The organism is Spirillospora sp. NPDC047418 (assembly GCF_040643275.1).
Lineage (GTDB): Bacteria > Actinomycetota > Actinomycetes > Streptosporangiales > Streptosporangiaceae > Spirillospora.
Genome location: NZ_JBEYTW010000028.1, coordinates 1 through 21,626 on the forward strand (window position 1 = coordinate 1; position 21,626 = coordinate 21,626).

The 21,626-nt window shown below is 74.4% G+C and carries 20 protein-coding genes; 6 read left to right on the forward strand and 14 right to left on the reverse strand.

The features are described 5' to 3' along the window. Positions 1 to 59: 59 nt before the first annotated feature. Positions 60 to 1,493: an MFS transporter gene (locus ABZ806_RS19205; RefSeq protein ID WP_500218661.1), complete on the reverse strand. Its 1,434-nt coding sequence runs from the start codon at positions 1,491 to 1,493 to the stop codon at positions 60 to 62. A gap of 109 nt (positions 1,494 to 1,602) precedes the next feature. Between ABZ806_RS19205 and ABZ806_RS19210 the strand changes: the two genes are divergently transcribed. Beyond that, the gene (locus tag ABZ806_RS19210) at positions 1,603 to 2,517 is read left to right on the forward strand and encodes a helix-turn-helix transcriptional regulator (RefSeq protein WP_500218747.1); all 915 of its coding nucleotides are present in this window, start codon (positions 1,603 to 1,605) and stop codon (positions 2,515 to 2,517) included. A 40-nt stretch (positions 2,518 to 2,557) separates the two neighbouring features. Here ABZ806_RS19210 and ABZ806_RS19215 read toward each other — a convergent pair whose 3' ends face one another. The 4 genes from ABZ806_RS19215 to ABZ806_RS19230 all read right to left on the reverse strand — a co-directional run bounded on the left by ABZ806_RS19215 (position 2,558) and on the right by ABZ806_RS19230 (position 6,065). Then, a complete protein-coding gene (locus ABZ806_RS19215; protein ID WP_500218662.1) occupies positions 2,558 to 2,917 on the reverse strand; it encodes a DUF6343 family protein in 360 nt (119 codons plus the stop codon). 4 nt (positions 2,918 to 2,921) lie between these two features. After that, positions 2,922 to 3,410, reverse strand: coding sequence for a YbhB/YbcL family Raf kinase inhibitor-like protein (locus ABZ806_RS19220; protein WP_500218663.1), 489 nt, complete (start codon positions 3,408 to 3,410; stop codon positions 2,922 to 2,924). A gap of 6 nt (positions 3,411 to 3,416) precedes the next feature. Then, positions 3,417 to 4,442: an L-glyceraldehyde 3-phosphate reductase gene (gene mgrA / locus ABZ806_RS19225; RefSeq protein WP_500218664.1), complete on the reverse strand. Its 1,026-nt coding sequence runs from the start codon at positions 4,440 to 4,442 to the stop codon at positions 3,417 to 3,419. Between the two features lie 63 nt (positions 4,443 to 4,505). Beyond that, a complete protein-coding gene (locus ABZ806_RS19230; RefSeq protein WP_500218665.1) occupies positions 4,506 to 6,065 on the reverse strand; it encodes an AMP-binding protein in 1,560 nt (519 codons plus the stop codon). Positions 6,066 to 6,250: 185 nt separating this feature from the next. Between ABZ806_RS19230 and paaZ the strand changes: the two genes are divergently transcribed. Beyond that, a complete protein-coding gene (paaZ, locus tag ABZ806_RS19235; protein ID WP_500218666.1) occupies positions 6,251 to 8,290 on the forward strand; it encodes a phenylacetic acid degradation bifunctional protein PaaZ in 2,040 nt (679 codons plus the stop codon). 85 nt (positions 8,291 to 8,375) lie between these two features. After that, the gene (locus ABZ806_RS19240) at positions 8,376 to 9,353 is read left to right on the forward strand and encodes an ornithine cyclodeaminase family protein (RefSeq protein ID WP_500218667.1); all 978 of its coding nucleotides are present in this window, start codon (positions 8,376 to 8,378) and stop codon (positions 9,351 to 9,353) included. Positions 9,354 to 9,389: 36 nt separating this feature from the next. On the opposite strand, the gene ABZ806_RS19245 is transcribed toward ABZ806_RS19240, so the two are convergent. After that, positions 9,390 to 10,769 carry an NADP-dependent succinic semialdehyde dehydrogenase gene (locus ABZ806_RS19245; RefSeq protein ID WP_500218668.1) on the reverse strand — a complete coding sequence of 460 codons (1,380 nt, stop codon included), beginning with the start codon at positions 10,767 to 10,769 and terminating at the stop codon, positions 9,390 to 9,392. 70 nt (positions 10,770 to 10,839) lie between these two features. Then, positions 10,840 to 11,859, reverse strand: coding sequence for a lactonase family protein (locus tag ABZ806_RS19250; protein ID WP_500218669.1), 1,020 nt, complete (start codon positions 11,857 to 11,859; stop codon positions 10,840 to 10,842). A 209-nt stretch (positions 11,860 to 12,068) separates the two neighbouring features. Between ABZ806_RS19250 and ABZ806_RS19255 the strand changes: the two genes are divergently transcribed. Continuing rightward, on the forward strand, positions 12,069 to 13,325 hold the full coding sequence (locus tag ABZ806_RS19255; protein WP_500218670.1) for an MFS transporter: 1,257 nt from the start codon (positions 12,069 to 12,071) through the stop codon (positions 13,323 to 13,325). Between the two features lie 7 nt (positions 13,326 to 13,332). Here ABZ806_RS19255 and ABZ806_RS19260 read toward each other — a convergent pair whose 3' ends face one another. Continuing rightward, a complete protein-coding gene (locus ABZ806_RS19260; protein WP_500218671.1) occupies positions 13,333 to 14,127 on the reverse strand; it encodes an acyl-CoA thioesterase in 795 nt (264 codons plus the stop codon). Positions 14,128 to 14,333: 206 nt separating this feature from the next. Here ABZ806_RS19260 and pgi point away from each other — a divergent pair, with 206 nt between their 5' ends. Next, on the forward strand, positions 14,334 to 15,980 hold the full coding sequence (pgi, locus tag ABZ806_RS19265; protein ID WP_500218672.1) for a glucose-6-phosphate isomerase: 1,647 nt from the start codon (positions 14,334 to 14,336) through the stop codon (positions 15,978 to 15,980). Between the two features lie 61 nt (positions 15,981 to 16,041). Here pgi and ABZ806_RS19270 read toward each other — a convergent pair whose 3' ends face one another. From ABZ806_RS19270 to ABZ806_RS19295, 6 genes are all read right to left on the reverse strand, one after another. After that, positions 16,042 to 16,299, reverse strand: a complete 258-nt coding sequence (locus tag ABZ806_RS19270; protein WP_500218673.1) for an EF-hand domain-containing protein — start codon at positions 16,297 to 16,299, stop codon at positions 16,042 to 16,044. Positions 16,300 to 16,390: 91 nt separating this feature from the next. Next, a complete protein-coding gene (locus tag ABZ806_RS19275; RefSeq protein ID WP_500218674.1) occupies positions 16,391 to 17,140 on the reverse strand; it encodes a sugar isomerase domain-containing protein in 750 nt (249 codons plus the stop codon). After that, a complete protein-coding gene (locus ABZ806_RS19280) occupies positions 17,133 to 17,609 on the reverse strand; it encodes a PTS sugar transporter subunit IIA (protein ID WP_500218675.1) in 477 nt (158 codons plus the stop codon). Before ABZ806_RS19280 ends, ABZ806_RS19275 begins: the two co-directional genes overlap by 8 nt. Further along, the gene (locus tag ABZ806_RS19285) at positions 17,606 to 17,908 is read right to left on the reverse strand and encodes a PTS sugar transporter subunit IIB (protein WP_500218676.1); all 303 of its coding nucleotides are present in this window, start codon (positions 17,906 to 17,908) and stop codon (positions 17,606 to 17,608) included. Before ABZ806_RS19285 ends, ABZ806_RS19280 begins: the two co-directional genes overlap by 4 nt. Before the next feature lie 28 nt (positions 17,909 to 17,936). Further along, positions 17,937 to 19,385, reverse strand: coding sequence for a PTS ascorbate transporter subunit IIC (ulaA, locus tag ABZ806_RS19290; RefSeq protein ID WP_500218677.1), 1,449 nt, complete (start codon positions 19,383 to 19,385; stop codon positions 17,937 to 17,939). 36 nt (positions 19,386 to 19,421) lie between these two features. Then, on the reverse strand, positions 19,422 to 20,153 hold the full coding sequence (locus tag ABZ806_RS19295; RefSeq protein ID WP_500218678.1) for a GntR family transcriptional regulator: 732 nt from the start codon (positions 20,151 to 20,153) through the stop codon (positions 19,422 to 19,424). A gap of 127 nt (positions 20,154 to 20,280) precedes the next feature. Between ABZ806_RS19295 and ABZ806_RS19300 the strand changes: the two genes are divergently transcribed. Beyond that, the gene (locus tag ABZ806_RS19300; RefSeq protein WP_500218679.1) at positions 20,281 to 21,624 is read left to right on the forward strand and encodes a hypothetical protein; all 1,344 of its coding nucleotides are present in this window, start codon (positions 20,281 to 20,283) and stop codon (positions 21,622 to 21,624) included. The last annotated feature ends 2 nt before the right edge of the window (positions 21,625 to 21,626 follow it).

Here is a 21,626-nt window from a genome sequence, read left to right on the forward strand (position 1 = left end):
CGTCGAGGCGCGCCCTGGCCGCCTCGACGGGTACTAGCGGCCGGCCGGGCGCCGGGCGGTCAGGTCCGGGCCCGGTCGCGGGCGACGGCCATCGCGCACAGTGCCCCGACGAGGGTCGCGGCGGCGAGCGCCCAGCCGGTGCCGTACTCGGCGTGCCGGGTGGAGCCGCTCGACTCGGCCAGGGCGAGGAACAGCGTGCCGGCGGTGGCGATGCCGATCACCTGCGCCAGCTGCATCAGCGTCAGCATCAGCCCGCTCGCGTCGGCGGCGTCCTCGGCGGGGACGTGCTGCAGCGCGGCCGTCATGATGATCGGCATCACGCCGAGGCCGAGCCCGATCACGGCGGTCAGCGCCTCGTAGCCCGCGCCGCCCCCGGCCAGCGGGCCGACGCACAGGTAGCCGGCGGACGCGAGCGCGAACCCGGCCGGGATCGCGGGCCGGTGCAGCCGGGCGGGCAGCCGCTGCCAGGTCAGCCCGAGCAGTGCGAACGCCGCCACGCACGGCACGAAGGCGATGCCCGACTCCAGCGGCGACATCCGCAGGTCGCCCTGCAGGTGCAGGGTGGTGGTGAACAGGAACGCCGCCCAGCTGCCCGGCCCGAACATGAGCGCGACGCAGGCCGGCACGAGCAGCGGGGCGCGCAGCACCCGCGGGGAGATCAGCGGCCGGCCGCCCGCCGCGGCGGCGCGGCGCTCCACCGCGACGAACACGGCCAGGAACGCGGCACTCGCGGCGAGCGACACCCAGCCCCACGCCGGCCAGCCCAGCTCGTGCCCCATGACCAGCGGGACGACGAAGAGCAGCACCGCGGCGGCGAGGGCCAGCAGCCCCGGCGGGTCCAGGTGCGCGCGGAGGTTGCGGAGGCCGGGCAGGCCCTCCTCGCGGGGCAGGACGCGCGGCCCGGCGAGCAGCAGCGCGATCCCGATCGGGACGTTGACCAGGAAGACCGTCCGCCAGCCGGTGCCGAACAGGCCGGCGCTGACCAGCACGCCCCCGGCGGCCTGCCCGACCACGATGCCGCCCGCGATCGCGGCCGAGGACAGGCTCAGCGCCCGGGCCCGGGCCGCGCCGGTGAAGTTCCGCTGGATCAGGGAGATGACCTGCGGGCCGAGCAGCGCGGCTCCGGCGCCCTGCAGGAAGCGGAACGCGATCAGCGTGCCGGTGGTCGGCGCCAGCCCGCACGCCAGCGACGTCACCGTGAACACGGCGAGGCCGAGGTGGAACATGCGGCGGTGGCCCGCGAGGGCGCCGAGCCGCGCCCCGGTGATCAGCAGGACGGCGTAGGAGATGATGTATCCGGCCACGACGAGCTGCAGCCCGGCGCCGGAGGCGTGCAGGTCGGCCCGCATGGTCGGCAGCGCGACGTTGACGATGCTCGCGTCGAGGATGCCCATGAACTGGCCGAGCAGCAGGACGGTGAGCAGCATCCCGCCGGACCGGTTCCGCGACCCCCGTTCGGGAACAATCCCGCGCAGATCGGTTGTCTGTGTCATGTGTTCAAGCGTGCGGCGGCGCCGGTACCCGTAACAGGAGCCTGCCGATCCTGGTACTGACAGCACCTGGAAGCCGCCGCCGACCGGAGGCAGGCTGGGGGACGTGACGATGACCAGTGCCGAGACCGTCGACGGCCGGGCCCCGGCCCGCGGCGGCGCAGGGCGCGGCGGCACGGGGCCGCGCCGCCGCACCGAGCTGGCGGCCTTCCTGCGCAGCCGCCGCGAGCGCATCACGCCGGACGACGTGGGGATGGCGCCGGGGCTGCGGCGCCGCACGCCGGGGCTGCGCCGCGAGGAGGTCGCCCAGCTCGCCGGGGTCGGCGTGACCTGGTACACGTGGCTGGAGCAGGGGCGCCCGATCAACGCGAGCATGCAGGTGCTGGACGCGGTGGCGCGCACCCTGCGGCTGGACGGTGCCGAGCGCGAGCACCTGTACCGGCTCGCCGACGTCCCCGACGCCGCGGTGGAGGAGGAGGCCGGCAGCCTGCCCGAGGACGTCCAGGCGGTCCTGGACGCGCTGGTGCCCCTGCCCGCGTCGGTCGGCAACGGCCGGTGCGACATCCTCGCCTGGAACGCCGCCTACGCGGCGATCTTCCCGGTCCTGGAGACCGCGCGGCCGTGCGAGCGGAACTCGATGTGGCTGGCGTTCACGCTGCCGCCGTGCTGCAACCCGGTCGCGAACGTCGCCGACGCCGCGCCGAACCTCGTCGCGGCGTTCCGGCACCGCTACAGCCGGCATCTGGACGAGCCCGGCTGGAAGGACCTCGTCCGGCGGCTGCAGGCGGTGAGCCCGGAGTTCGCGCGGCTGTGGGCGTCGCACGACGTCGCGGTGTCGGCATCGAGCAACAAGATCTTCCGGCATCCCACCGCCGGGGAGATCCGCACCCGGACCCTGCACCTGGACGTCACCGGGACGCCGGGCGCCCGGCTGGTCACCTACACGCCCACCGACGCCGAGAGCCGCGAGCGGATCGCCCGGCTGCTGGCGCATCCGCAGGAGGCCGCCCTCGACCACCGGCACTGACGCGGGCCGCCCGGGAGCGGGCGGCTCTTGACCGGGCGGCTCAGGAGCGGGCGCGCCGCGCGATCACGACGAGGTCGAGCGCGGCGATGACGGCGACGGCCGCGCAGATGCCGGCCGCCGCCCACGACCCGTCGCCCTGCGCCCCGATCGCGAACACGATCGCTGCGGCGACGGCGATCACCAGCGCCGCCCCGGACAGGATCGCCCGCAGCCGCAGCGGGCTGCGGGCGTTCAGCGGCTCGCTGCCGCGCGGCTGCTCGTGCGGGTAGGGCCCGCGCGAGCCCGGCCCGTGGAAGTCCGGGCCGTACGGTTCGGGACCGCGGCCCTCGGGGTCGAGCCGGTCGCGGTCCCGGGGGTCGCGGTCCCCGGAGTCGGGGTCGCGCCGCTCGTGGGAGCCCACGGGATCACCGCGCGAACGTGCCGACGAGGGTCCCGGACGCGGCGATCCGCTCCTGGAGGGCGTCCCGCAGGTCCTCCGCGGTGAAGCCGTCCCGCAGCCCGGACGGCTCCGACAGCCCGTAGAGCCGGAAGAAGTACCGGTGCGGGCCGTCGCCGGCCGGCGGCTTCGGCCCGCCGTACCCGCCGGTGCCGAAGTCGTTGCGGCCGGCGGCCGCCCCGGTGGGCCGCTCCCCGGCGTCCAGGCCGGTGGTCGCCGGGTCGATCCCGGCGAGCAGCCAGTGCGCGAACGTGCCCGTCGGCGCGTCCGGGTCCTCGCAGGCAAGCGCGAGCTCGACCACCTCCTCGGGGGCCGGCGACCACTCCAGCGGGGGCGAGACGTCCCCGCTGTCGTGCGAGTACTCCGACGGGATCAGGGTGTGGTCGTTGAACGCGGAGCTCCGCAGCGTCATCTCTTCCATGCGCTGCTCGTGCCCGGTCGCGCCCCGTCGATGCACACGTGATCAGTGCGCGCTGGAGGACGCCCAGATGTTGATGCCCGCCTCCACGGCGTTCCGGTCGATCTCGGCCAGCTCGTCCGCGGTGAAGTCGAGCCGGTCCAGGGCCGCGAGGTTCTCCTCCAGCTGCCGGACGCTGCTCGCGCCGATGAGCGCGGAGGTGACCCGCCCGTCCCGCAGCGACCACGCCAGCGCCATCTGCGCCAGGGACTGCCCGCGCCCCCGGGCGAGCTCGTTCAGCGTCCGGACGTGCCGCAGGTTCTCCTCGCTCAGCAGGCTGGAGGAGAACGAGGTGCCCTTGCTGGCCCGCGACCCCTCGGGGACCCCGTCGAGGTACTTGTCGGTCAGCATCCCCTGCGCGAGCGGCGAGAACGCGATGCAGCCGGCGCCCTCGCGGCCGAGCGTGTCGAGCAGCCCGCCCTCGATCCAGCGGTTGAGCATCGAGTAGGACGGCTGGTGGATCAGCAGCGGGGTGCCCATCTCCCGCAGGATCGCGGCGGCCTCGGCCGTCCGCTCGGGGGAGTACGACGAGATCCCCGCGTACAGGGCCTTCCCGGACCGGACGGCCCGGTCCAGCGCCCCCATCGTCTCCTCCAGCGGCGTCTCCGGGTCGAACCGGTGGCTGTAGAAGATGTCGACGTAGTCGAGGCCCGTCCGGCGCAGCGACTGGTCAAGGCTGGCGAGCAGGTACTTGCGCGACCCCCACTCGCCGTAGGGGCCGGGCCACATGTCGTACCCGGCCTTGGTCGAGACGATCAGCTCGTCCCGGTACGGCGCGAGGTCCTCCCGCATGATCCGGCCGAAGTTGGTCTCCGCGGACCCGTACGGCGGCCCGTAGTTGTTGGCCAGGTCGAAGTGCGTAACGCCGAGGTCGAAGGCGCGCCGCAGGATCGCCCGCTGGACGTCGACGGGCCGGTCGTCGCCGAAGTTGTGCCACAGCCCCAGCGAGATCGCCGGCAGCCGCAGCCCGCTGCGCCCGCACCGCCGGTAGGGGATCCGCTCGTACCGTTCACTGTCCGCCGCGTAGGTCATGGCCACGAGTATTTCAGCCGCGTGCGGCGGCGGGACCGGCCCCGGTCCCCGCCGGCCCGCCGGTCACCCGGCGGGGAGGGCGCGTTTGAGGACCTTGCCGGCCGGGTTGCGGGGGAGGGCGTCGAGGAAGACCACGTCGCGGGGGACCTTGTGGCGGGCGAGGTTCGCCGCGACATGCCTGCGCACGTCGTCCTCGGTGAGGCCGCGCGCCACGACGTAGGCGCGCAGCCGCTGGCCGAACTCCGCGTCGGGGACGCCGGTGACGGCGGCCTCCTCGATGCCGGGGTGGGCGGCGAGCAGGTCCTCGACCTCGCCCGGGTGGACGTTCTCGCCGCCGGACACGATCATGTCGTCGGCGCGGCCGTCGATGTGCAGCAGGCCCGCGCCGTCGAGGTGGCCGAGGTCGCCGACGGCCATGAGGCCGCCGACCTCGTCCCGGCCGCCGCCCCCGGTGTAGCCGCCGAACCGGGCGGGGGTGTCGACGAAGATCCGCCCGGTGGCGCCCGGCGGGACGGGGCGGTCGTCGTCGCCGAGGACCGCGATGCGGGTGCCGGCGGGCGGGCGGCCGACGCAGCCGGGCGCGGCGGCCAGCTCGGCCGGGGTGGCGATCGTGATGCAGGACGCCTCGGTCGAGCCGTAGAAGTTGTAGAGGGACGGCCCGAACGCGGCGAGGGCGCGGCCGCCGAGCGCGGCGTCCAGCCGCGCCCCGCCCGTCATGACCACCGTGAGCCGGGACAGGTCGCGGGTCTCCAGGCCGGGCACGGCCAGGAGGCGGCTCAGCATCACCGGGACGGCGATGAACGAGGTGCAGCGGTGCTTGTCCAGGTCGTCCAGCACGCCCGCGGCGTCGAACCGGCGGCGCAGCACGAGCGTCGACCCGAGGCCGAGCGCCAGCAGGGCCGCGGTGAGGCCGAGGCCGTGGAACAGGGGCGGGCCGACGAGCATCGCCCCGCCGCCGCGCAACGGCACCTTCGACAGGATCCCGCCCGGCAGCGCGAGGGACCGGGGCTGCGCGCGCGGCGCGCCCCTCGGCCGCCCCGACGTGCCGCTGGTGAGGATCACCATCGAGCCGTGCCGGGACGGGGCGGGCGGCGGGGCGCCGCGGGCGGCGCCGATGAGCTCGTCCATGTCCGACTCGGTGAAGCGCGGCAGGTCCAGGCCGTCCACGAGGGGGGTGAACTCGTCGTCGTGCAGGAGCGCGGTGACGCCTTCGCGTGCGAGGGCGTCGCGGAGCTGGGGCGCCGCGAAGTCGGTGTTGAGGAACAGGACGGACGCGCCGGTCTTCGCCGCCCCGGACATGCCCTCCAGCAGGCCGCGGTGGTTGCGGCACAGGACGCCCACCGTGCTCCCGGCGCCGATGCCGCGGGCCAGGAGCGCGCGGGCGAGGGCGTCGCAGCGCCGGTCGAGTTCGGCGAACGTGAGCGAGCCGCGGTCGTCGACCAGGCCCGTCCGGTCGGGGAAGCGGTGCGCGGGCAGGGCCGTGGCGGCGCCGAGCGGGCCGTAGGCGCGCATCGCCCGCGCCGCCGCGGCCAGGGCCCGCGGCGGCATCGGGCCGATCATCCCGGCACGGGCGGCGGCGCGCAGCGCGGTCAGTTCGGCGCGGGCCCGGGTGCGGAGCAGCATGCGCGCAGCGTAGTGAATCGGGGAACAGATCCACAAGAATTGTTCCTCTGATTCACCCCAGATCGCTCACGAGTACACAAACGGAACCCGTCGCGGCTGTCATCTCTGTCAGGCGTGAACGACGCTCGTAGGTGGCAGGAAGACTCAGGAGATACGGATCAGGAGATAAGGACGAGGAGGTTCCGGTGGTCGTGCTGCGCAGTTATGTCTCGGGTTCATGGCGTGCCCCCGACGCGGAGGGCGTGCCGCTGCACGACGCCGTCACGGGGGAGGAGGTCGCCCGGATCTCGTCGGCGGGCGTCGACATGGGGGCCGCGCTGCGGTACGGGCGGGCGGTCGGCGGCCCGGTGCTGCGGGAGCTCACGTTCCACCAGCGGGCGGCGCTGCTGAAGGCGCTCGCCTCGCACCTGCGGGAGCACCGCGACGAGCTGTACGCGCTGTCGGCGCGGACCGGCGCGACGCTGAACGACGCCAGGTTCGACGTGGACGGCGGCATCGGCGTCCTGCTCGGCTATGCGAGCAAGGGGAAACGGGAGCTGCCGAACGACCGGGTGCTGATCGAAGGGGACGTGGAGCCGCTCGGCAGGGGCGGGACGTTCGTCGGGCAGCACCTGTGCACCCCGTCGCGCGGCGTCGCGGTGCAGATCAACGCGTTCAACTTCCCGGTGTGGGGGCCGCTGGAGAAGCTCGCCCCCGCGTTCCTCGCCGGGGTGCCGAGCCTCATCAAGCCGGCGAGCCAGACCGCCTACCTGACGGCCCGGCTGGTGGAGCTGATCGTCGAGTCGGGCCTCCTGCCGGAGGGCACCGTGCAGCTGGTCTGCGGCGAACCGCGCGACCTCCTGGACCACCTCACCGAGCAGGACGTCGTCGGGTTCACCGGGTCGGCGTCCACGGCCCGGCTGCTGCGCACCCACCCGGCGATCACCGGCAACGCGGTCCGGTTCAACGCCGAGGCCGACTCGCTGAACTGCTCCATCCTCGGCCCGGACGCCGTGCCCGGCACCAGGGAGTTCGACCTCTACGCCGAGCAGCTCGTGACGGAGATGACGGTGAAGGCGGGCCAGAAGTGCACCGCGATCCGCCGCGCGCTCGTCCCCGCCGCGCTGCTGGACGAGGTGACCGAGGCCGTCCGCGACCGGCTGGCGCGGGTCACCGTCGGGAACCCGGCGGACCCGGACGTCCGGATGGGCGCCCTCGCCACCCTCGACCAGCGCGAGGAGGTGCGGCGCTCGCTCAAGGCCCTCATGGACGCCGGCCGGGTGGTCTTCGGCGACCCCGGGCACGTCGACGTCGTCGGCGCGGACGCCGAGCGCGGCGCGTTCCTGTCGCCGGTGCTGCTGCGCGCCGACGACGCCGCCCGCGCCGAGCCGCACGAGGTGGAGGCGTTCGGCCCGGTCAGCACGCTGATCCCGTACGAGGGCGCGGACGAGGCCGTCGAACTGGCCGCGCGGGGGCGCGGCAGCCTCGCCGGGTCGGTGGTGACCGGCGACGCCGGCTTCGCCCGGGACGTCGTCCTCGGCGCCGCGCCCTGGCACGGGCGCCTGCTCGTGCTGAACGCCGAGGACGCCGGGGAGTCCACCGGGCACGGGTCGCCGCTGCCGCCGCTCGTCCACGGCGGCCCGGGCCGCGCCGGCGGCGGCGAGGAGATGGGCGGGATCCGCGCGGTCGTGCACCACATGCGGCGCACCGCCGTCCAGGCCGGGCCCGCGATGCTCACCTCGATCACCGGGCGCTGGGTGCCCGGCACCGACCGGACCGTCACCGACGAGCACCCGTTCCGCAAGTACCTGGAGGACCTGTGCGTCGGCGACACCGCCGTCGGCGGCCCCCGCACGGTCACCCTGGACGACGTCGAGCACTTCGCCGAGTTCACCGGCGACACCTTCTACGCCCACACCGACGAGGAGGCCGCGCGGGCGAACCCGTTCTTCGGCGGCCGCGTCGCACACGGCTACCTCGTCGTGTCGTTCGCGGCCGGGCTGTTCGTCGAGCCGTCCCCCGGCCCCGTCCTCGCCAACTACGGGCTGGAGAGGCTGCGGTTCCTCACGCCGGTCAAGCCGGGCGACGAGCTGACCGTCACCCTCACCGCCAAGCAGATCAGCCCGCGCGAGGGCGCGGACTACGGCGAGGTCCGCTGGGACACCGACGTCACCAACCAGGAGGGCGGCTCGGTCGCCAAGTACGACGTCCTGACGCTGGTGGCCAGACGCCCGAGGCACGGTTGAGCATGCGATCTCATGTGGTGATCGGTAGGAACCGCTTGCCCTCCGGCCCTCGACAGCGCGGCGGCGGGGCCGCGAAGATCGTTTCATGGCCGATGTCCTGCTGCTGTCCGGCGCCGAGGTGCGCGCGGTGTTCGACCTGCCGGCGGCGATCGCCTCGCAGCGGGCCGCGTTCGGCGCGCTCGGCCGCCGGGAGGCGCGGCTCGCGCCGCGGGTGCTGCTGGACGGCCCGGACGGCGACGTCGCGTTCAGCTACGTCTCGCGCCTGCCCGGCACCGGCGCGGTCGCCAAGTTCGGCAGCGTCAACCCGGGCAACGCGGCGCGCGGGCTGCCGACCGTCGCCGCGCTCGTGACCGTCCAGGACCCCGTCGACGGGCGGCCCGTCGCGATCATCGAGGGCGAGGCCGTCACGACGCTGCGCACCTCGGCGGCGAGCGCGGTGGCCGCCGACCACCTCGCCGCGCCGGGCGCGTCCCGCCTCGCGGTGATCGGCTGCGGCGTCCAGGGCCGCGCGCACGTCCGGGCGATGGCGGCGGTCCGGCCCCTCGGCCGCGTCGCCGTCGCCTGCCGCCACCCCGACACCTGCGCCGTCGCCGCCGGGCTCGCGGACGAGCTCGCGACGCCGGTCGAGCGGGCGGCGTCGGTCCGGGCGGCCGTCGAGGGCGCGGAGATGGTCGTCACCGCCACCACCAGCGCGGAACCGGTCGTCCTCGGCGCGTGGCTCGACCCCGGCTGCACGGTGCTGAGCGTCGGATCGTTCGCCCCCGGCCGGACGGAGGTCGACGACGAGGTCCTCACCCGCGCCGCGGCCGTCGTCGTGGACGACGTGCCGACCGCGCTCGACCATGCCGGCCCCGTCGTGGCCGCCGTCCGCGCCGGGCACCTGAACCCGGCGGAGGTGCGGCCGCTCGGGCCCATCGTCGCGGGCCTGGCCACCGGCCGGGACGACCCCGGCGACATCGTCTTCTACAACAGCGTCGGCATCGGCGTGCAGGACACGGCCGCGGCCTCCGTCATCGTCGAGCGCGCCCGCGAGGCCGGCGTCGGCCGGCACGTGGAGCTGTGAGGCGGGCAGATGTGAGGCGGGAGCTGTGAACCGGGGTCAGCCGACCCAGACGGTCTTGGCGTTGCAGAACGCGCGCAGGCCGTCCGCCGACAGCTCGCGGCCGTAGCCGGAGCGCTTCACCCCGCCGAACGGCAGCTCCGGGTACGACGTCGTCTTGCCGTTGACGAAGACCTGCCCGGCGTCCAGTTCGCGGACGAACCGGTCCCGCTCGGTCTCGTCCCGCGTCCAGGCGTTGGAACCCAGCCCGAAGCCCGTGGCGTTCGCGACCTCGACCGCCTCCGACACCCCGCGCACCCGGAACAGCGACGCGACGGGCCCGAACACCTCCTCGTGGTACATGCGCATCTCCGGCGTCACCCCCGAGACCACGGTCGGCGGGTAGAACCAGCCCGGCCCGTCCGGGCGCCGCCCGCCGCACAGCACCGCCGCGCCCTTGCCCACCGCGTCCGCGACCAGTTCCTCGACGTCGGCGCGGCCCTGCTCGCTGGCGAGGGGGCCGACGTCGGTCGAGTCGTCCATCGGGTCGCCGACCCTCTGCGCGCGCATGGCCGCGACGAACAGCCGCTCGAACTCGTCGGCGCAGCCGATGTCCACGATGAACCGCTTGGCCGAGATGCAGCTCTGCCCGTTGTTGAGGCAGCGCGACTCCGCCGCCGTCCGCGCCGCCGCCTCGATGTCGGCGGACGGCATCACCACGAACGGGTCGCTGCCGCCGAGCTCCAGCACCGTCGGCTTGATCTCGTCCCCGGCGATCGACGCGACCGACCGCCCGGCGGGCTCGCTGCCGGTCAGCGTCGCGGCCTTCACCCGCGGGTCGCGCAGCACCCGCTCCACCTTCGCCGAGCCGATCAGCAGCGTCTGGAACGCGCCCTCGGGGAATCCGGCGCGGCGGAACAGGTCCTCCAGGAACAGCGCCGTCTGCGGGACGTTCGAGGAGTGCTTCAGCAGCCCCACGTTCCCCGCCATCAGCCCCGGCGCCGCGAACCTGATCACCTGCCAGAGCGGGAAGTTCCACGGCATGACCGCCAGCACCGGCCCGAGCGGCTCGTAGCGGACGTAGGCGTCGGACGCCCCCACGTCGCCCGGCTCGGCCGGACGCCGGTCGGCGAGGAACTCCGCCGCGTGCCGGGCGTAGAACCGGCACGCCGCCGCGCACTTGCGCGCCTCGGCCCCGGCGGCCTTCAGCGTCTTGCCCATCTCGGTGGTGAGCATGGCGCCGATCTGCTCGGCCTCGCGGTCGAGGATGCCGGCCGCCGCGTTCATCCACTCCGCGCGCCGCTCCAGCCCGCTGTGCCGGTAGGACGCGAAGGTCTCCGCCGCCCGCGCGATGCGCCGGTCGGCCTCCTCGTCGGTCAGCGCGTCGAAGGTCTTCTCGACCTCGCCCGTCGCGGGGTTGGTCGTGGCGATCGTCGTCATGTCGGGATGCTCCCTGAGTGTCCGGCCCTGTGACCGGGACGTGCCCGTGAGCCCCCGCGGGAAACGCCGGTCAGGCCGGGACGACGCACACCGGCGACGGGACGCTCAGGGCCGCGCCCGCCGGTTCCGGAACGCCGTTCCCGCCGATGCGGAACGTCGTGATCGTGCCGCTCCGCTCGTTCGCGACGTGCATCCAGTCGCCGTCCACGTGCAGGTCGCGCGGCCAGTGCCCGCCCGACGGGACGTCGGCGACCGGGGTGAGCGCCGCGCCGCCGTCCCGCACCCGGTGGGCCGTCACCACGTCGGTGCCGCGCATCGAGGTGTAGACAAACCGGCCGCCGTCCCCGAGCTTGATCGCGGCGCCCTGGGCGGGGTCACCCGCGGGCCCGGCCGTCGCGGGCGACTCCGCCGCCACCTCCAGCGCCGCGTACCCGTCCACCGGGCGCAGGACGAGCACCGCCGCGGCCAGTTCGGTCAGAACGTGCACGTACCCGCCCGGGTGGACCACCAGGTGGCGCGGGCCGTACCCGGCCGGCAGCGGCGTCTCCCCGGTGAGGCGCAGGGCGCCGCCGTCGATCCGGAAGGAGCGGACGAGGTCGGCCCCTAGGTCGGTGGTCAGCACGGTCCCGTCCGGGGCGTGCGCGGTCATGTGGGCGTGCGGGCCCTCCTGCCGGCCGGCGTGCGGCCCCCCGCCGTGCCCCTCGGCGACGTCGGCGTCACCGGCGAACCCGCCCTCTGCGTCGAGGGGGTACGCGCGGACCGTCCCGGACCCGTAGTCGGCGACGACCAGGTGCGCACCGTCCGCCGTCACCGACAGATGGCACGGGAGCGCCCCGGCGGCCCGCCGCCCGATCTCCCGCAACCCGGTACCGGCCACCCGGTAGGCCGCGACCCCGCCCTCGTCCTCCTCGCGCACCGCGTAGAGGACGTCCTTGCCGGGGTGCACCGCCAGGTAGGACGGGCTCACCGCCCCGGCCGCGAGCGCCGGCGCGTCGAGGGTGCCGCCGGCGCGCCGCGTCACGCGGTAGATCCCGGCGCCGTCCCCGGCCCCGCCGGTGTACGTGCCCACCCAGAACGCCCGCTCGCCCACCCGGTCCCACCCCGATCGTGATCATCCCGCCTCGTGGCGGCCGAGGGCGAGCCTAGCCCCGGCGCCGCGGGGGTTCCGGCGCGTCGCCGCCCATCCTGCCGCCTACCTGGGCAAACGTGATGAATCTCGCAACCCGCCTTGGTGTGGAACGCTCCTGATCGACCCGGCGTTCAAACCCCTTTGGTGCGACCTTGGGGGGAGAGGGGACCTTGGCGATTCCGGTGATGCTGCGTTCGCTGCGCCATCACAACTACCGGCTGTGGGCCACGGCGGACGTCGTCTCGATCACCGGGACGTGGATGCAGGTCCTCGCGCTGAACTGGCTGCTCCTGTCGATCACCGGCTCGGCGACGAGCGTCGGGCTCGGCCTCGTGCTGCAGGCCCTGCCGACGATGCTGCTCGGGCCGTGGGGCGGGGTGATCGCCGACCGGCTGCCCGCCCGGTACGTCGTGGCGGCGGGCCAGGCCGTCCAGGCGCTGCTGTCCGGCGTCCTCGCCGTCATCGCGGCGGGCGACCCGGCCGGGACCGGCGGCCTGTACGCCATCATGCTGGTCTCCGGCCTCACCACCGCCCTGACGTCGCCCGCGCTCGGCAGGTTCGGCGCGGAGGTCGTCGGGCCCGAGGACCTGTCGAACGGGCTCGCGCTCGGCTCGCTGCTCAGCTCCGGCGGCCGCATCCTCGGGATGAGCCTCGCCGGGATTGTGATCCCCCTCGCCGGGGTCCCCGGCGCGTTCGCGGTCAACTCCGCGAGCTTCCTCGGCGTCCTCGCGGCCATCGCCCTCATGCGCGGGAAGGAGTTCCACACGCTGCCCTCCGCCGAGCCGGGGGAGCGCGGCATCGCGGCGGGCTTCCGCTACGTCCTCGGCTCGCCGCGCCTCCTGATCATGTTCGGGCTGGCGTTCGTGCTCGGCAGCCTCGGCCGCAACTACCAGGTCACCATGGCCGCGATGGCGCAGGGGCCGCTGCAGGCCGGGGCCGGCGGCTACGGCGCGCTGTCGGTCGCCTTCGCCGTGGGCACCGTGCTCGGCGGCGCCTTCGCCGCGTCCCGGGTGCGCCTCCCGCTCCGCCTCCTGCTGATCACCGCGTCGCTGTGCGGCGCCGGGCAGATGCTCAGCGGCGCCGCCCCCGGCCTGCTGCTGTTCGGCGCCGCGATGCTGCCGATCGCGGCCTGCGCGGTCGTGTTCGACACCACCGTCGCCACCCGCGTCCAGCTGGACAGCCCCGGGCACCTGCGCGGCCGCGTCATCGCCGCGCAGGGCATGGTCGGCGCCGCGTCCGGCGCGTTCGGCGGGCCCGCTCTCGGCGCGCTCTGCGACACCCTCGGGCCGCGCGGCGCGCTGGTCCTCGCCGGCGCCGCCAGCCTCGCCGCGGCGCTGGCCGCCGCCTACGGCCTGGCCCGCGTCCGCCGCGGCCGCGCCGCCGGCGCGGCCCGGCCCGCCCCGGCGCTCGCCACCGCCGACGCCTGACGCCCGGTCAGGACTCGGGGCGCAGGAGGGCCTCCTGGGCCACCGACGCCAGCAGGGTGCCGTCCGCCGTGTGGAGCGTCCCGCGGGCCAGGCCGCGGGCGCCGTGGTTGGTGACCGGGTCCACCGAGTACAGCAGCCACTGGTCGACGCGCGGCGGGCGGTGGAACCACATGGCGTGGTCCAGCGTGACGGCGGTGGCGAGGCGCCTCGGCGATCCGGGCGCGCGGGCGCTGCTGACGACCGCCATGTCCGACAGATAGGTGGTCAGGCACGCGTGCAGGGCCGGGTCGTCGCCGACCGGTTCCGACGCCCGGATCCAGAACGGGTGGGTCATCGGGAACTCGTCGCCGCCGGGCGGGTTCACCACCCGGATGTCGAAGCCGACCGGGTGCTTGAAGAACGACGGGAGCACCGGCCCGGCCAGCCCCGCCGGGCCCGGCACGCCCGCCGGCGGGTCCACCTGCCAGTCGAAGCCGTCCTCCGGGGCGTGGAAGGAGGCGATCAGCTCCAGGATCGGCTTGCCGCCCTGGCTCGCGGTGACGTGCCGGGTCGAGAACGAGCGGCCGTCGCGGGTGCGGGCCACGTCGAAGGCCAGCGGCTCGTCCGGCGTCCCCGGGCGGATGAAGTAGGCGTGCAGCGAGTGCGGCGGGCGCCCGCCGGCGGTCAGGCACGCGGCGCGCAGGCTCTGCCCGGCGACCTGCCCGCCGAACAGCCTCGGCCGCCCGACCGACGGCGAGGTCGCGAGGAAGGAGTCCTCGCCGAGCGGGGTCAGGTCGAACATCCGCGTGATGCCGTCGCTCATCGTGCTCCTCGTCCCGCGGCCGGCCCGGGAGGGGGCCGCGCCGTGGCGGCGACCCTACTCGGCGGCGGGGCGGGCGCCGCCATCCGGGGCGGCCGCCTGCGCGGCGGGGGACGACCCTGATACGGTCACGCGCGGTCGACCTATGATCGCCGTGGGGACGGTGCCGGGGGAGTGCGCGCCCGCCCCGCGAGGAGATGAGAGAGGCAATGGCAGATATCACCGAGTCGCCGGAGTGGTCCGCGCTCGCCGAGCACCACGCCGCGCTCGCCGGCCGGCACCTGCGCGACCTGTTCGCGGACGATCCGGGGCGCGCCGGCCGCATGACGGTGACCGCGGGGGACCTCCACCTGGACTACTCCAAGCACCGCGCCACGGGCGAGACGCTGGCGCTGCTCGTGGCGCTCGCCGAACGGGCCGGGCTGCGCGCCAGGATCGAGGCGATGTTCACCGGGGAGCACATCAACGTCAGCGAGGACCGCGCCGTCCTGCACACGGCGCTGCGGCTCCCGCCCGGCGAGCCCCTCACCGTGGACGGGCAGGACGTCGCCGGCGACGTGCACGCCGTCCTGGACAAGATGGCCGACTTCGCCGGGCGCGTCCGCTCGGGCGAGTGGACGGGCTTCACCGGCAAGCGCATCACGACCGTCGTCAACATCGGCATCGGCGGGTCCGACCTCGGCCCCGCGATGGCCTACGAGGCCCTGCGCGACTTCGCCGACGCGGGGATCTCCTGCCGGTTCGTCTCCAACATCGACCCCGCCGACATCCTCGGGAAGCTCGCGGACCTCGATCCCGAGCAGACCCTCTTCGTCATCGCCTCCAAGACGTTCGGGACGCTGGAGACGCTCACCAACGCCAAGGTCGCGCGGCAGTGGCTGACCGAGCGGCTCGGCGACGGCAAGGCCGTCTCGCGGCACTTCGTCGCCGTCTCCACCAACGCCGACCGGGTGGCCGACTTCGGCATCGACACCGCCAACATGTTCGGCTTCTGGGACTGGGTCGGCGGGCGGTACTCCTTCGACGGCGCCATCGGCCTGTCCCTGATGATCGCGATCGGCGGCGAGGCGTTCCGCGAGATGCTCGCCGGGTTCCGGGAGATCGACGAGCACTTCCGCGCCGCGCCGTTCGAGGCGAACATGCCGGTGGTCATGGGGCTGCTCGGCGTCTGGTACACCGACTTCTTCGGCGCGCAGACCCGCGCCGTGCTGCCCTACAGCCAGCGGCTCGCCCGCTTCCCCGCCTACCTCCAGCAGCTCACGATGGAGTCCAACGGCAAGTCGGTGCGGGCCGACGGGGCGCCCGTCGTCGCGCAGACCGGCGCGATCTTCTGGGGCGAGCCCGGCACGGGCGGCCAGCACGCCTTCTACCAGCTGCTGCACCAGGGCACCCGGCTCGTCCCCGCCGACTTCATCGGCTTTGCCGAGCCGTTCGCCGACCCCGCCGTCGACGGGCCCGCGGGCATGCACGACCTGCTGACCGCGAACCTGCTCGCGCAGACGTCGGCGCTCGCGTTCGGCAAGACCGCGGAGGAGATCGCCGCCGAGGGGACGCCCGCCGCGGTCGTCCCGCACAAGGTCATGCCGGGCAACCGGCCGACCAGCACGATCCTGGTGCCGAGGCTCACTCCGAAGACCCTCGGGTCGCTCGTCGCGCTCTACGAGCACATCGTGTTCGTCGAGGGGACGATCTGGGGCATCGACTCCTTCGACCAGTGGGGCGTCGAGCTCGGCAAGGTCATGGCGATGGACCTCGCGCCCGCGCTCACCTCGGACGAGCCGCCGGCGCGGGCGCCCGATTCGTCCACGGCCGCGCTCGTCCGCCGGTACCGGGAGCTGCGCGGCCGCCGGGTCTGACGCTCACAACGGAAGCGGGCCCGCCGGACGCGCCGGCGGGCCCGTGCGTCCGGCGGCCCGGTCAGGCGCGGGCGCCGGGCAGCGGGCCCTCGGCCCAGCCCTGGGACTCCATGATCGCGCGGAACTCCTCGTAGGAGATGAACCCGTCGAGGTTGCCGTCCGCCCGTTCGAACCTGTCCTGCGTCTCGGCCCGCGTCCAGGCGAGCCCGAGCTCGTCCAGGACGAGCGTGAACTCCATCAGGTCGAGCCTCTGGTCGCCGCCGAGGTCCGCGCGCGTGAACAGCGCAAGAAGGTCGTCCCCGGTCGGTCGTGTCGTCATCTCGCTCCTCGTTCTGTCCGATGGTAGCCACGCATCATGTCATAGGGGGCGAGCCGGGCCATATGCGAAACGCCGCAGGAAGAGCCCGGGTTCAGGGCTGGTCATCCCCGGTCAGCTCGGGGACGCGCCGCCGGTACCGCGCGAGCAGCGCGGCGTTCACCTCGTCGCCGCCGGGGACGTTCGCGCTCGTCCAGCGGGGCACCTCCGCGCCGCGCGCCGCCGCGAGGTCGTCCAGCGCGGCCAGCACCCGCGACCACGCGTACGCGGCGAGGATCGTGGAGGCGGCCGCGGTGCGCGGCGCCGCCGCCGGATGCAGCACGTCGCCGGGCGGGACGCAGGTGTCCAGCACGATCGCGGCGTGGTCGGCCAGGGTCGTCTCCGCCCGCGCCGGCGCGCCCCGCGCGGCCCGCGCCGACGTCACCGCGACGACCGGCACCCCCCGCGCCCGGCACGCCGCCGCGACCTCGACGGGGTAGGGGTTGCGGCCGCTGGTGGAGAACACCACCGCCACGTCCGGCGGGGCCGGCGCCGCCGCCTCGACCACGGCGCGGCCCGCCCCCGCCTCCCGCTCGGCGCGGGTGCTGCGCACCGCGTCGCCGAGCGGGACGACGCGGGGGTCCCAGATCGGGCGGACGGCGGCGAGCCCGCCGGCCCGGTAGAACGTCTCGCACACCATCGCCAGGGAGTGCCCCGCCCCGGCGACGTGCACGATCCCGCCGGCCTCGACCGACTCCAGGACCAGTTCGGCGGCGGCGTCGATCGCCCCGCCCGAGGCCGCGTCGAGGTCGTCCAGCAGGGCCCGCACCCGGCCGGGGAGCTGCGTCCGGGCGGCATCAGGCATCGGGCACGGCCTCCTTCAGGACTCGGGCCAGGTCGTCCCGGCCGGACGCGGCGCGGAGCCGGTCGGCGAGGCCGCCCGACAGCGCCCGCGCCAGCGCGGACAGGACGCCGACGTGCGCGTCCGGTCCGGGCGTGCAGAACGCGAGCAGCAGGTCGACGGGGTCGTTGTCGGGATGGCCGAACTCGACCGGCGCCGCCAGCCGGGTCGCGCCGACGCCGACCGCCAGCCCGCCCTCCTCGGGCCGCGCGTGGACGAGCGCCAGGCCCTTGGTCAGCACGATGTACGGGCCGTTCTCCTCGACCACCCGGACGCACGCGTCCGGGTAGCCCGCGCCCGCCGCGCCCGCGTCGACCAGCGCGGAGGCCGCCGCCCGGACGGCCTCCCGCCAGTCGCCGGCGGACACCCGGTCGGTCGCGGTGATGACCACGGGCGGTTGCCGGGGTGTCGCCTCCTCGGCACGGGACGTCATGACAGCCATCCCTGCTCGGTGAAGCGCTCCCTGAGCTGCGCTTCCAGGCCCTCCTTGTCGAGGAAGTCGCTGATCGTGATCACGACGGGCGCGAGGTCGGCGATCTCGCTGGTGTGCATGCCCTGGCCGATCACCACGTCGGGCGACATCCCGCGCGCCGTGGACACGTCGGTGTTCTCGACGCGCGCCTCGACGCCGAGCGAGCGCAGGGCGTCCTCGGCGGTCATCTTCAGCATCAGGCTGGAGCCCATGCCGACCCCGCAGACCGCGAGGATCTCCAGTTGCCGGTCCAGTGCCATCTCGGTTCTTGTCCCTTCGTCGGTTCGGTCAGGCCTTCGCGGGGGCCGTGCCCTCGGGCGCGGCGTCCCCGCCGGCGTCCCCGTTCGCCGCGGCCGCCCGGCGCTTCTCGGCACGGCCGAGCAGCAGCAGGGACGCGACCATCGCGGCGAGCGCGACGCCGGGCACGAGCCAGACCGCGTTGCCGCCGGCGACCGGGTCCACGGCCTTCAGCAGCCACGCGATCGCATACCAGTCGGGGTCGGCGAGGGTGGCCAGTTCGGGCGCGGTCTTCTCGTACAGGTCCCAGGTGACGGCCTGCCCCACCGCGAGGATCAGGCCGGTGATCACGCCGCCGAGGACGGCGCCGCGCCAGCCCGCCACCACGTTGCCGAACAGCGCGGCGGCGCCGCCCACGAAGAACAGCATGATCATTGGCGGGGCGAGGGTGAACCAGCCGATCCCGGCGAACACCCCGAGGCAGACCAGGAACACCGCCGTGGAGCTGACGAACCCGACCATGACGGCGGTCGGCGCGACGGGGAACACGGTCGGCGCGTCCAGCGCGGGGCGGGTCCCCGGGATCACCCGGTCGCTGAACCCCTTGAACGCCGGGACGATCTCGCCGAGGAACATCCGCACGCCGAACAGCAGGATCGCGATGCCGCCCGCGAACCGGAGGCCGACCAGGACCGCCCACACCCACGGGGACAGCTTCTCGTCCATCTCGGCCGCGGCCTTGGTCACCACGCCGTCGTCGGCGAGCGCGACGCCCACCAGCATGATCACGGTGATGATCAGCGCGGTGCTGACGTTGACGTCCTTGAAGAACGACAGCTGCCGGGGCAGCTTCAGCTTCTCGGTGTCGTGCTTGTCCCGGCTGCCGAGCGGCCGCGCGGCGTAGCCGGTGATCAGGCAGGCGAGCGAGCTGGTGTGCGCGAAGCCGAACCGGTCGTCCGGCATGACGCGGCGCATCAGCGGGCGCATCCACAGCGGCTGGAGCGTCCAGTAGGCGGCGACGAACCCGGCCCCGCACAGCACCAGCGTGAGCTGGCCGGCGTCCGGCGCGATCGTCACCAGCGACGCGACCGTCACCGTGCTGACCCAGAACATCAGGTGCCCGGTCAGGTACAGGTAGCGGGCCGCCGGGAACAGCCGGACGACCAGCACGTGCACGAGGAACGCGACCGTGATGACGAGCGCGACCGTGCCGCCCTGCTGGGTGAGGAAGTCGGCGAGGGTGTTGTCGGCCCTCGGCGGGGTGGTGTCCATCGCGCTGGCGAGGACGGTCTGGAAGCTGGTCAGCCCGCCGGTGAACACCTCCACGCCGATGAACAGGATGACGACGCCGATGGTGGCGCGCAGCGCGCCCGCGAAGACGTCCTCGAAGCGCTTGCGCTGCAGGATCAGGCCGATCAGGGTGATGAGCCCGATGAGGATGGGGACCTGGCCGAACACGTTGTCGGCCAGGAAGGTGAGGATGTCCTTGATGACGTCCATGTGAAGTCGCCTCACTTCCCGGGGGGTGGTGGACGGTCAGTGCGCCGGCGGCCGGAGGTCCAGCTCCAGCCGGTAGCGGTCGCCGCGGTAGACGGATCTGACGTATTCGAGGGGCCGCCCGCCGGCGTCCCTGGTGACCCGCTCGAACAGGAACGCCGGCGTGTGCACCGGCACCCCCAGTTCGGCGGCCTCGTCGGCGGTGGTGACGGTCGGCTCGATCGTCTCGGTGCCCGAGGCGATCGCGATGCCGCTGCCGCGGAGCAGGTCGTAGAACGACCGCCCCTCCAGGTCGTGCCGCCGCAGGCCCGGCAGCAGCGCCCGCGGCAGGTAGAGGGTCTCGATGGCCATGCTGGTCTCGTCGGCCAGCCGGAGCCGCCGAATGGTAAATACCTCTTCCTCGGGCGGGAGGGCGAGCCGCCTGCCGATCCGCGCCCCCGCGGTCTCGGTGCGGAACGACAGGACCCGGCCGCCCGGCTTCATGCCCCGCCTGATCATGTCCTCGGTGAACGACGTCATCGTCAGCGACACCGCGATCCGGGGTTCGGCCACGTAGGTGCCGCTGCCGTGCCGCCGCTCCAGCAGGCCCTCGGTGACGAGGCCGTCGATGGCCTGCCGCAGCGTGGGCCGGGAGACGCCGAGGTCCTCGGCGAGCCGGCGCTCGGACGGCAGGACGTCCCCCGCGTCCAGGCCGTCCAGCATGGCGATGAGCTCGCGGCGCACCGCCTGCCGTTTCGTGCTCCCGGACCGCGACTCACCGGCGGATGGCACGCCGTTCACCTCCCAGGGGGTTGTTCCTGTGGTTGCACACCGTATGTCCGATTACGCTGACTGGTCAATACCACTTTGGCGATGTTTGCCGTGGTCCCCGCCCGGCGGCCCCGCCTACGGTCGCGCCATGAGGAATCTCGCCCGCGGCGCCCTGGCTCTGGCGCTGCCCCTGGTCCTGCCCGCGACCCTCTGCACGGTCCCGGCCCATGGCGCCGATGGCCCCGGCACCGGCCCGCCCGGCGCCCGCGCGGGGTGGCGGCTCGTCGCCGCCGAGCCGTTCAACCGGCACCTGGACAGCGGGAAGGTGGCCTGGAGGCCGGACGGCGACGGCCCGTCCAGCCCGTACAACGTCGACATGTACGACAACGACGGCGCCTACTTCGACACCATGGGCGGCCCGGCGTTCCGCACCCAGCTCGCGAAGATGAAGACCTACCGGAAGTCGTTCACGTTCGGGCAGCGCGGCTGGCTCACCGCCGAGCTGGCGGCGCGGGACGCCGACGGCGACGGGCGCCCGGACGCGCCGCCGGCGCTCACGTCCGGCAAGGGCGTCGCGCGCATTGACGAGCCCGCCCACCAGGCGGGCGTCGTCATCCGCTCCACCCGCGACCTGCCCGCCGAGTACCGCGTGGAGATGACGCTGCGCGGCCTCGACTTCGGCGGGCAGCGCAATGGCCTGTGGGACTACCCGGACGGGCGGATCAACGGCTACTCGCCCGCGGGCTGCAAGACCAACTTCCCGTGGGCGTCGGGCGGCGACTTCTCCCGGCCGGAATGCGAGTGGGCCGACGTCCGCACCGACTCCAACGGCTTCTACTACATGTCGATCATGGACTACCGGCAGGTCGCCCCGCACAACAACGTCTTCGTCCACGGCCACCGAAAGGTCGCCATGGACGGCTACAACCGCTACAAGTACACCGGCAAGGGCCTGCTCTACTGCAATCCGGCGACCGGCGAGTACGAGCCGTACCAGGCCGGGACCGGCAACGGCGTGAACGCGATCTTCATGACCGACGACCGCCGGTACGCGGCGATGCCCGGCACCGAGTACCTGATGGAGAGCGAGTGCGGGTTCCGGAAGGGCGGCGCGATCGTCTCGACCGTCGACCTCCAGCCCGGACTCCTGCCGCGGGAGCCCTACACGTTCGCGATCGAGCGCCGCGGCGGCGCGTACACGATGGAGATGTCGGGCGTCTTCGCGCATGTGGGCCGCGCCACCTTCCGGTACACGCGCGCGTTCGTCCAGGACGGGGAGCCGATCTGGCACTACAACCAGCGCCCGGACGAGTACGACGGCCGGTACAACGCCGACTGGACGTGGCAGGGGCCCGGCGGCACCCTGGTCGACCGCGACACCTGGCCGGCCGGGTCCGCGTACCCGGACCGGTTCATGATCGGTGACCCGCACATGAACTTCTACGAGGGGAAGGCGCAGGTGGACGACATCCGGTTGTACGTTCCAAGGTAAGA

What these genes read in the sequence shown, in the direction of transcription:
- ABZ806_RS19205 (WP_500218661.1), bottom strand. Translation starts at nt 1,493, where the DNA reads ATGACACAGACAACCGATCTGCGCGGGATTGTTCCCGAACGGGGGTCG.
- ABZ806_RS19210 (WP_500218747.1), top strand. Translation starts at nt 1,603, where the DNA reads ATGACCAGTGCCGAGACCGTCGACGGCCGGGCCCCGGCCCGCGGCGGC.
- mgrA (WP_500218664.1), bottom strand. Translation starts at nt 4,442, where the DNA reads ATGACCTACGCGGCGGACAGTGAACGGTACGAGCGGATCCCCTACCGG.
- ABZ806_RS19230 (WP_500218665.1), bottom strand. Translation starts at nt 6,065, where the DNA reads ATGCTGCTCCGCACCCGGGCCCGCGCCGAACTGACCGCGCTGCGCGCC.
- ABZ806_RS19240 (WP_500218667.1), top strand. Translation starts at nt 8,376, where the DNA reads ATGGCCGATGTCCTGCTGCTGTCCGGCGCCGAGGTGCGCGCGGTGTTC.
- ABZ806_RS19245 (WP_500218668.1), bottom strand. Translation starts at nt 10,769, where the DNA reads ATGACGACGATCGCCACGACCAACCCCGCGACGGGCGAGGTCGAGAAG.
- ABZ806_RS19260 (WP_500218671.1), bottom strand. Translation starts at nt 14,127, where the DNA reads ATGAGCGACGGCATCACGCGGATGTTCGACCTGACCCCGCTCGGCGAG.
- pgi (WP_500218672.1), top strand. Translation starts at nt 14,334, where the DNA reads ATGGCAGATATCACCGAGTCGCCGGAGTGGTCCGCGCTCGCCGAGCAC.
- ABZ806_RS19270 (WP_500218673.1), bottom strand. Translation starts at nt 16,299, where the DNA reads ATGACGACACGACCGACCGGGGACGACCTTCTTGCGCTGTTCACGCGC.
- ABZ806_RS19275 (WP_500218674.1), bottom strand. Translation starts at nt 17,140, where the DNA reads ATGCCTGATGCCGCCCGGACGCAGCTCCCCGGCCGGGTGCGGGCCCTG.
- ABZ806_RS19280 (WP_500218675.1), bottom strand. Translation starts at nt 17,609, where the DNA reads ATGACGTCCCGTGCCGAGGAGGCGACACCCCGGCAACCGCCCGTGGTC.
- ABZ806_RS19285 (WP_500218676.1), bottom strand. Translation starts at nt 17,908, where the DNA reads ATGGCACTGGACCGGCAACTGGAGATCCTCGCGGTCTGCGGGGTCGGC.
- ulaA (WP_500218677.1), bottom strand. Translation starts at nt 19,385, where the DNA reads ATGGACGTCATCAAGGACATCCTCACCTTCCTGGCCGACAACGTGTTC.
- ABZ806_RS19300 (WP_500218679.1), top strand. Translation starts at nt 20,281, where the DNA reads ATGAGGAATCTCGCCCGCGGCGCCCTGGCTCTGGCGCTGCCCCTGGTC.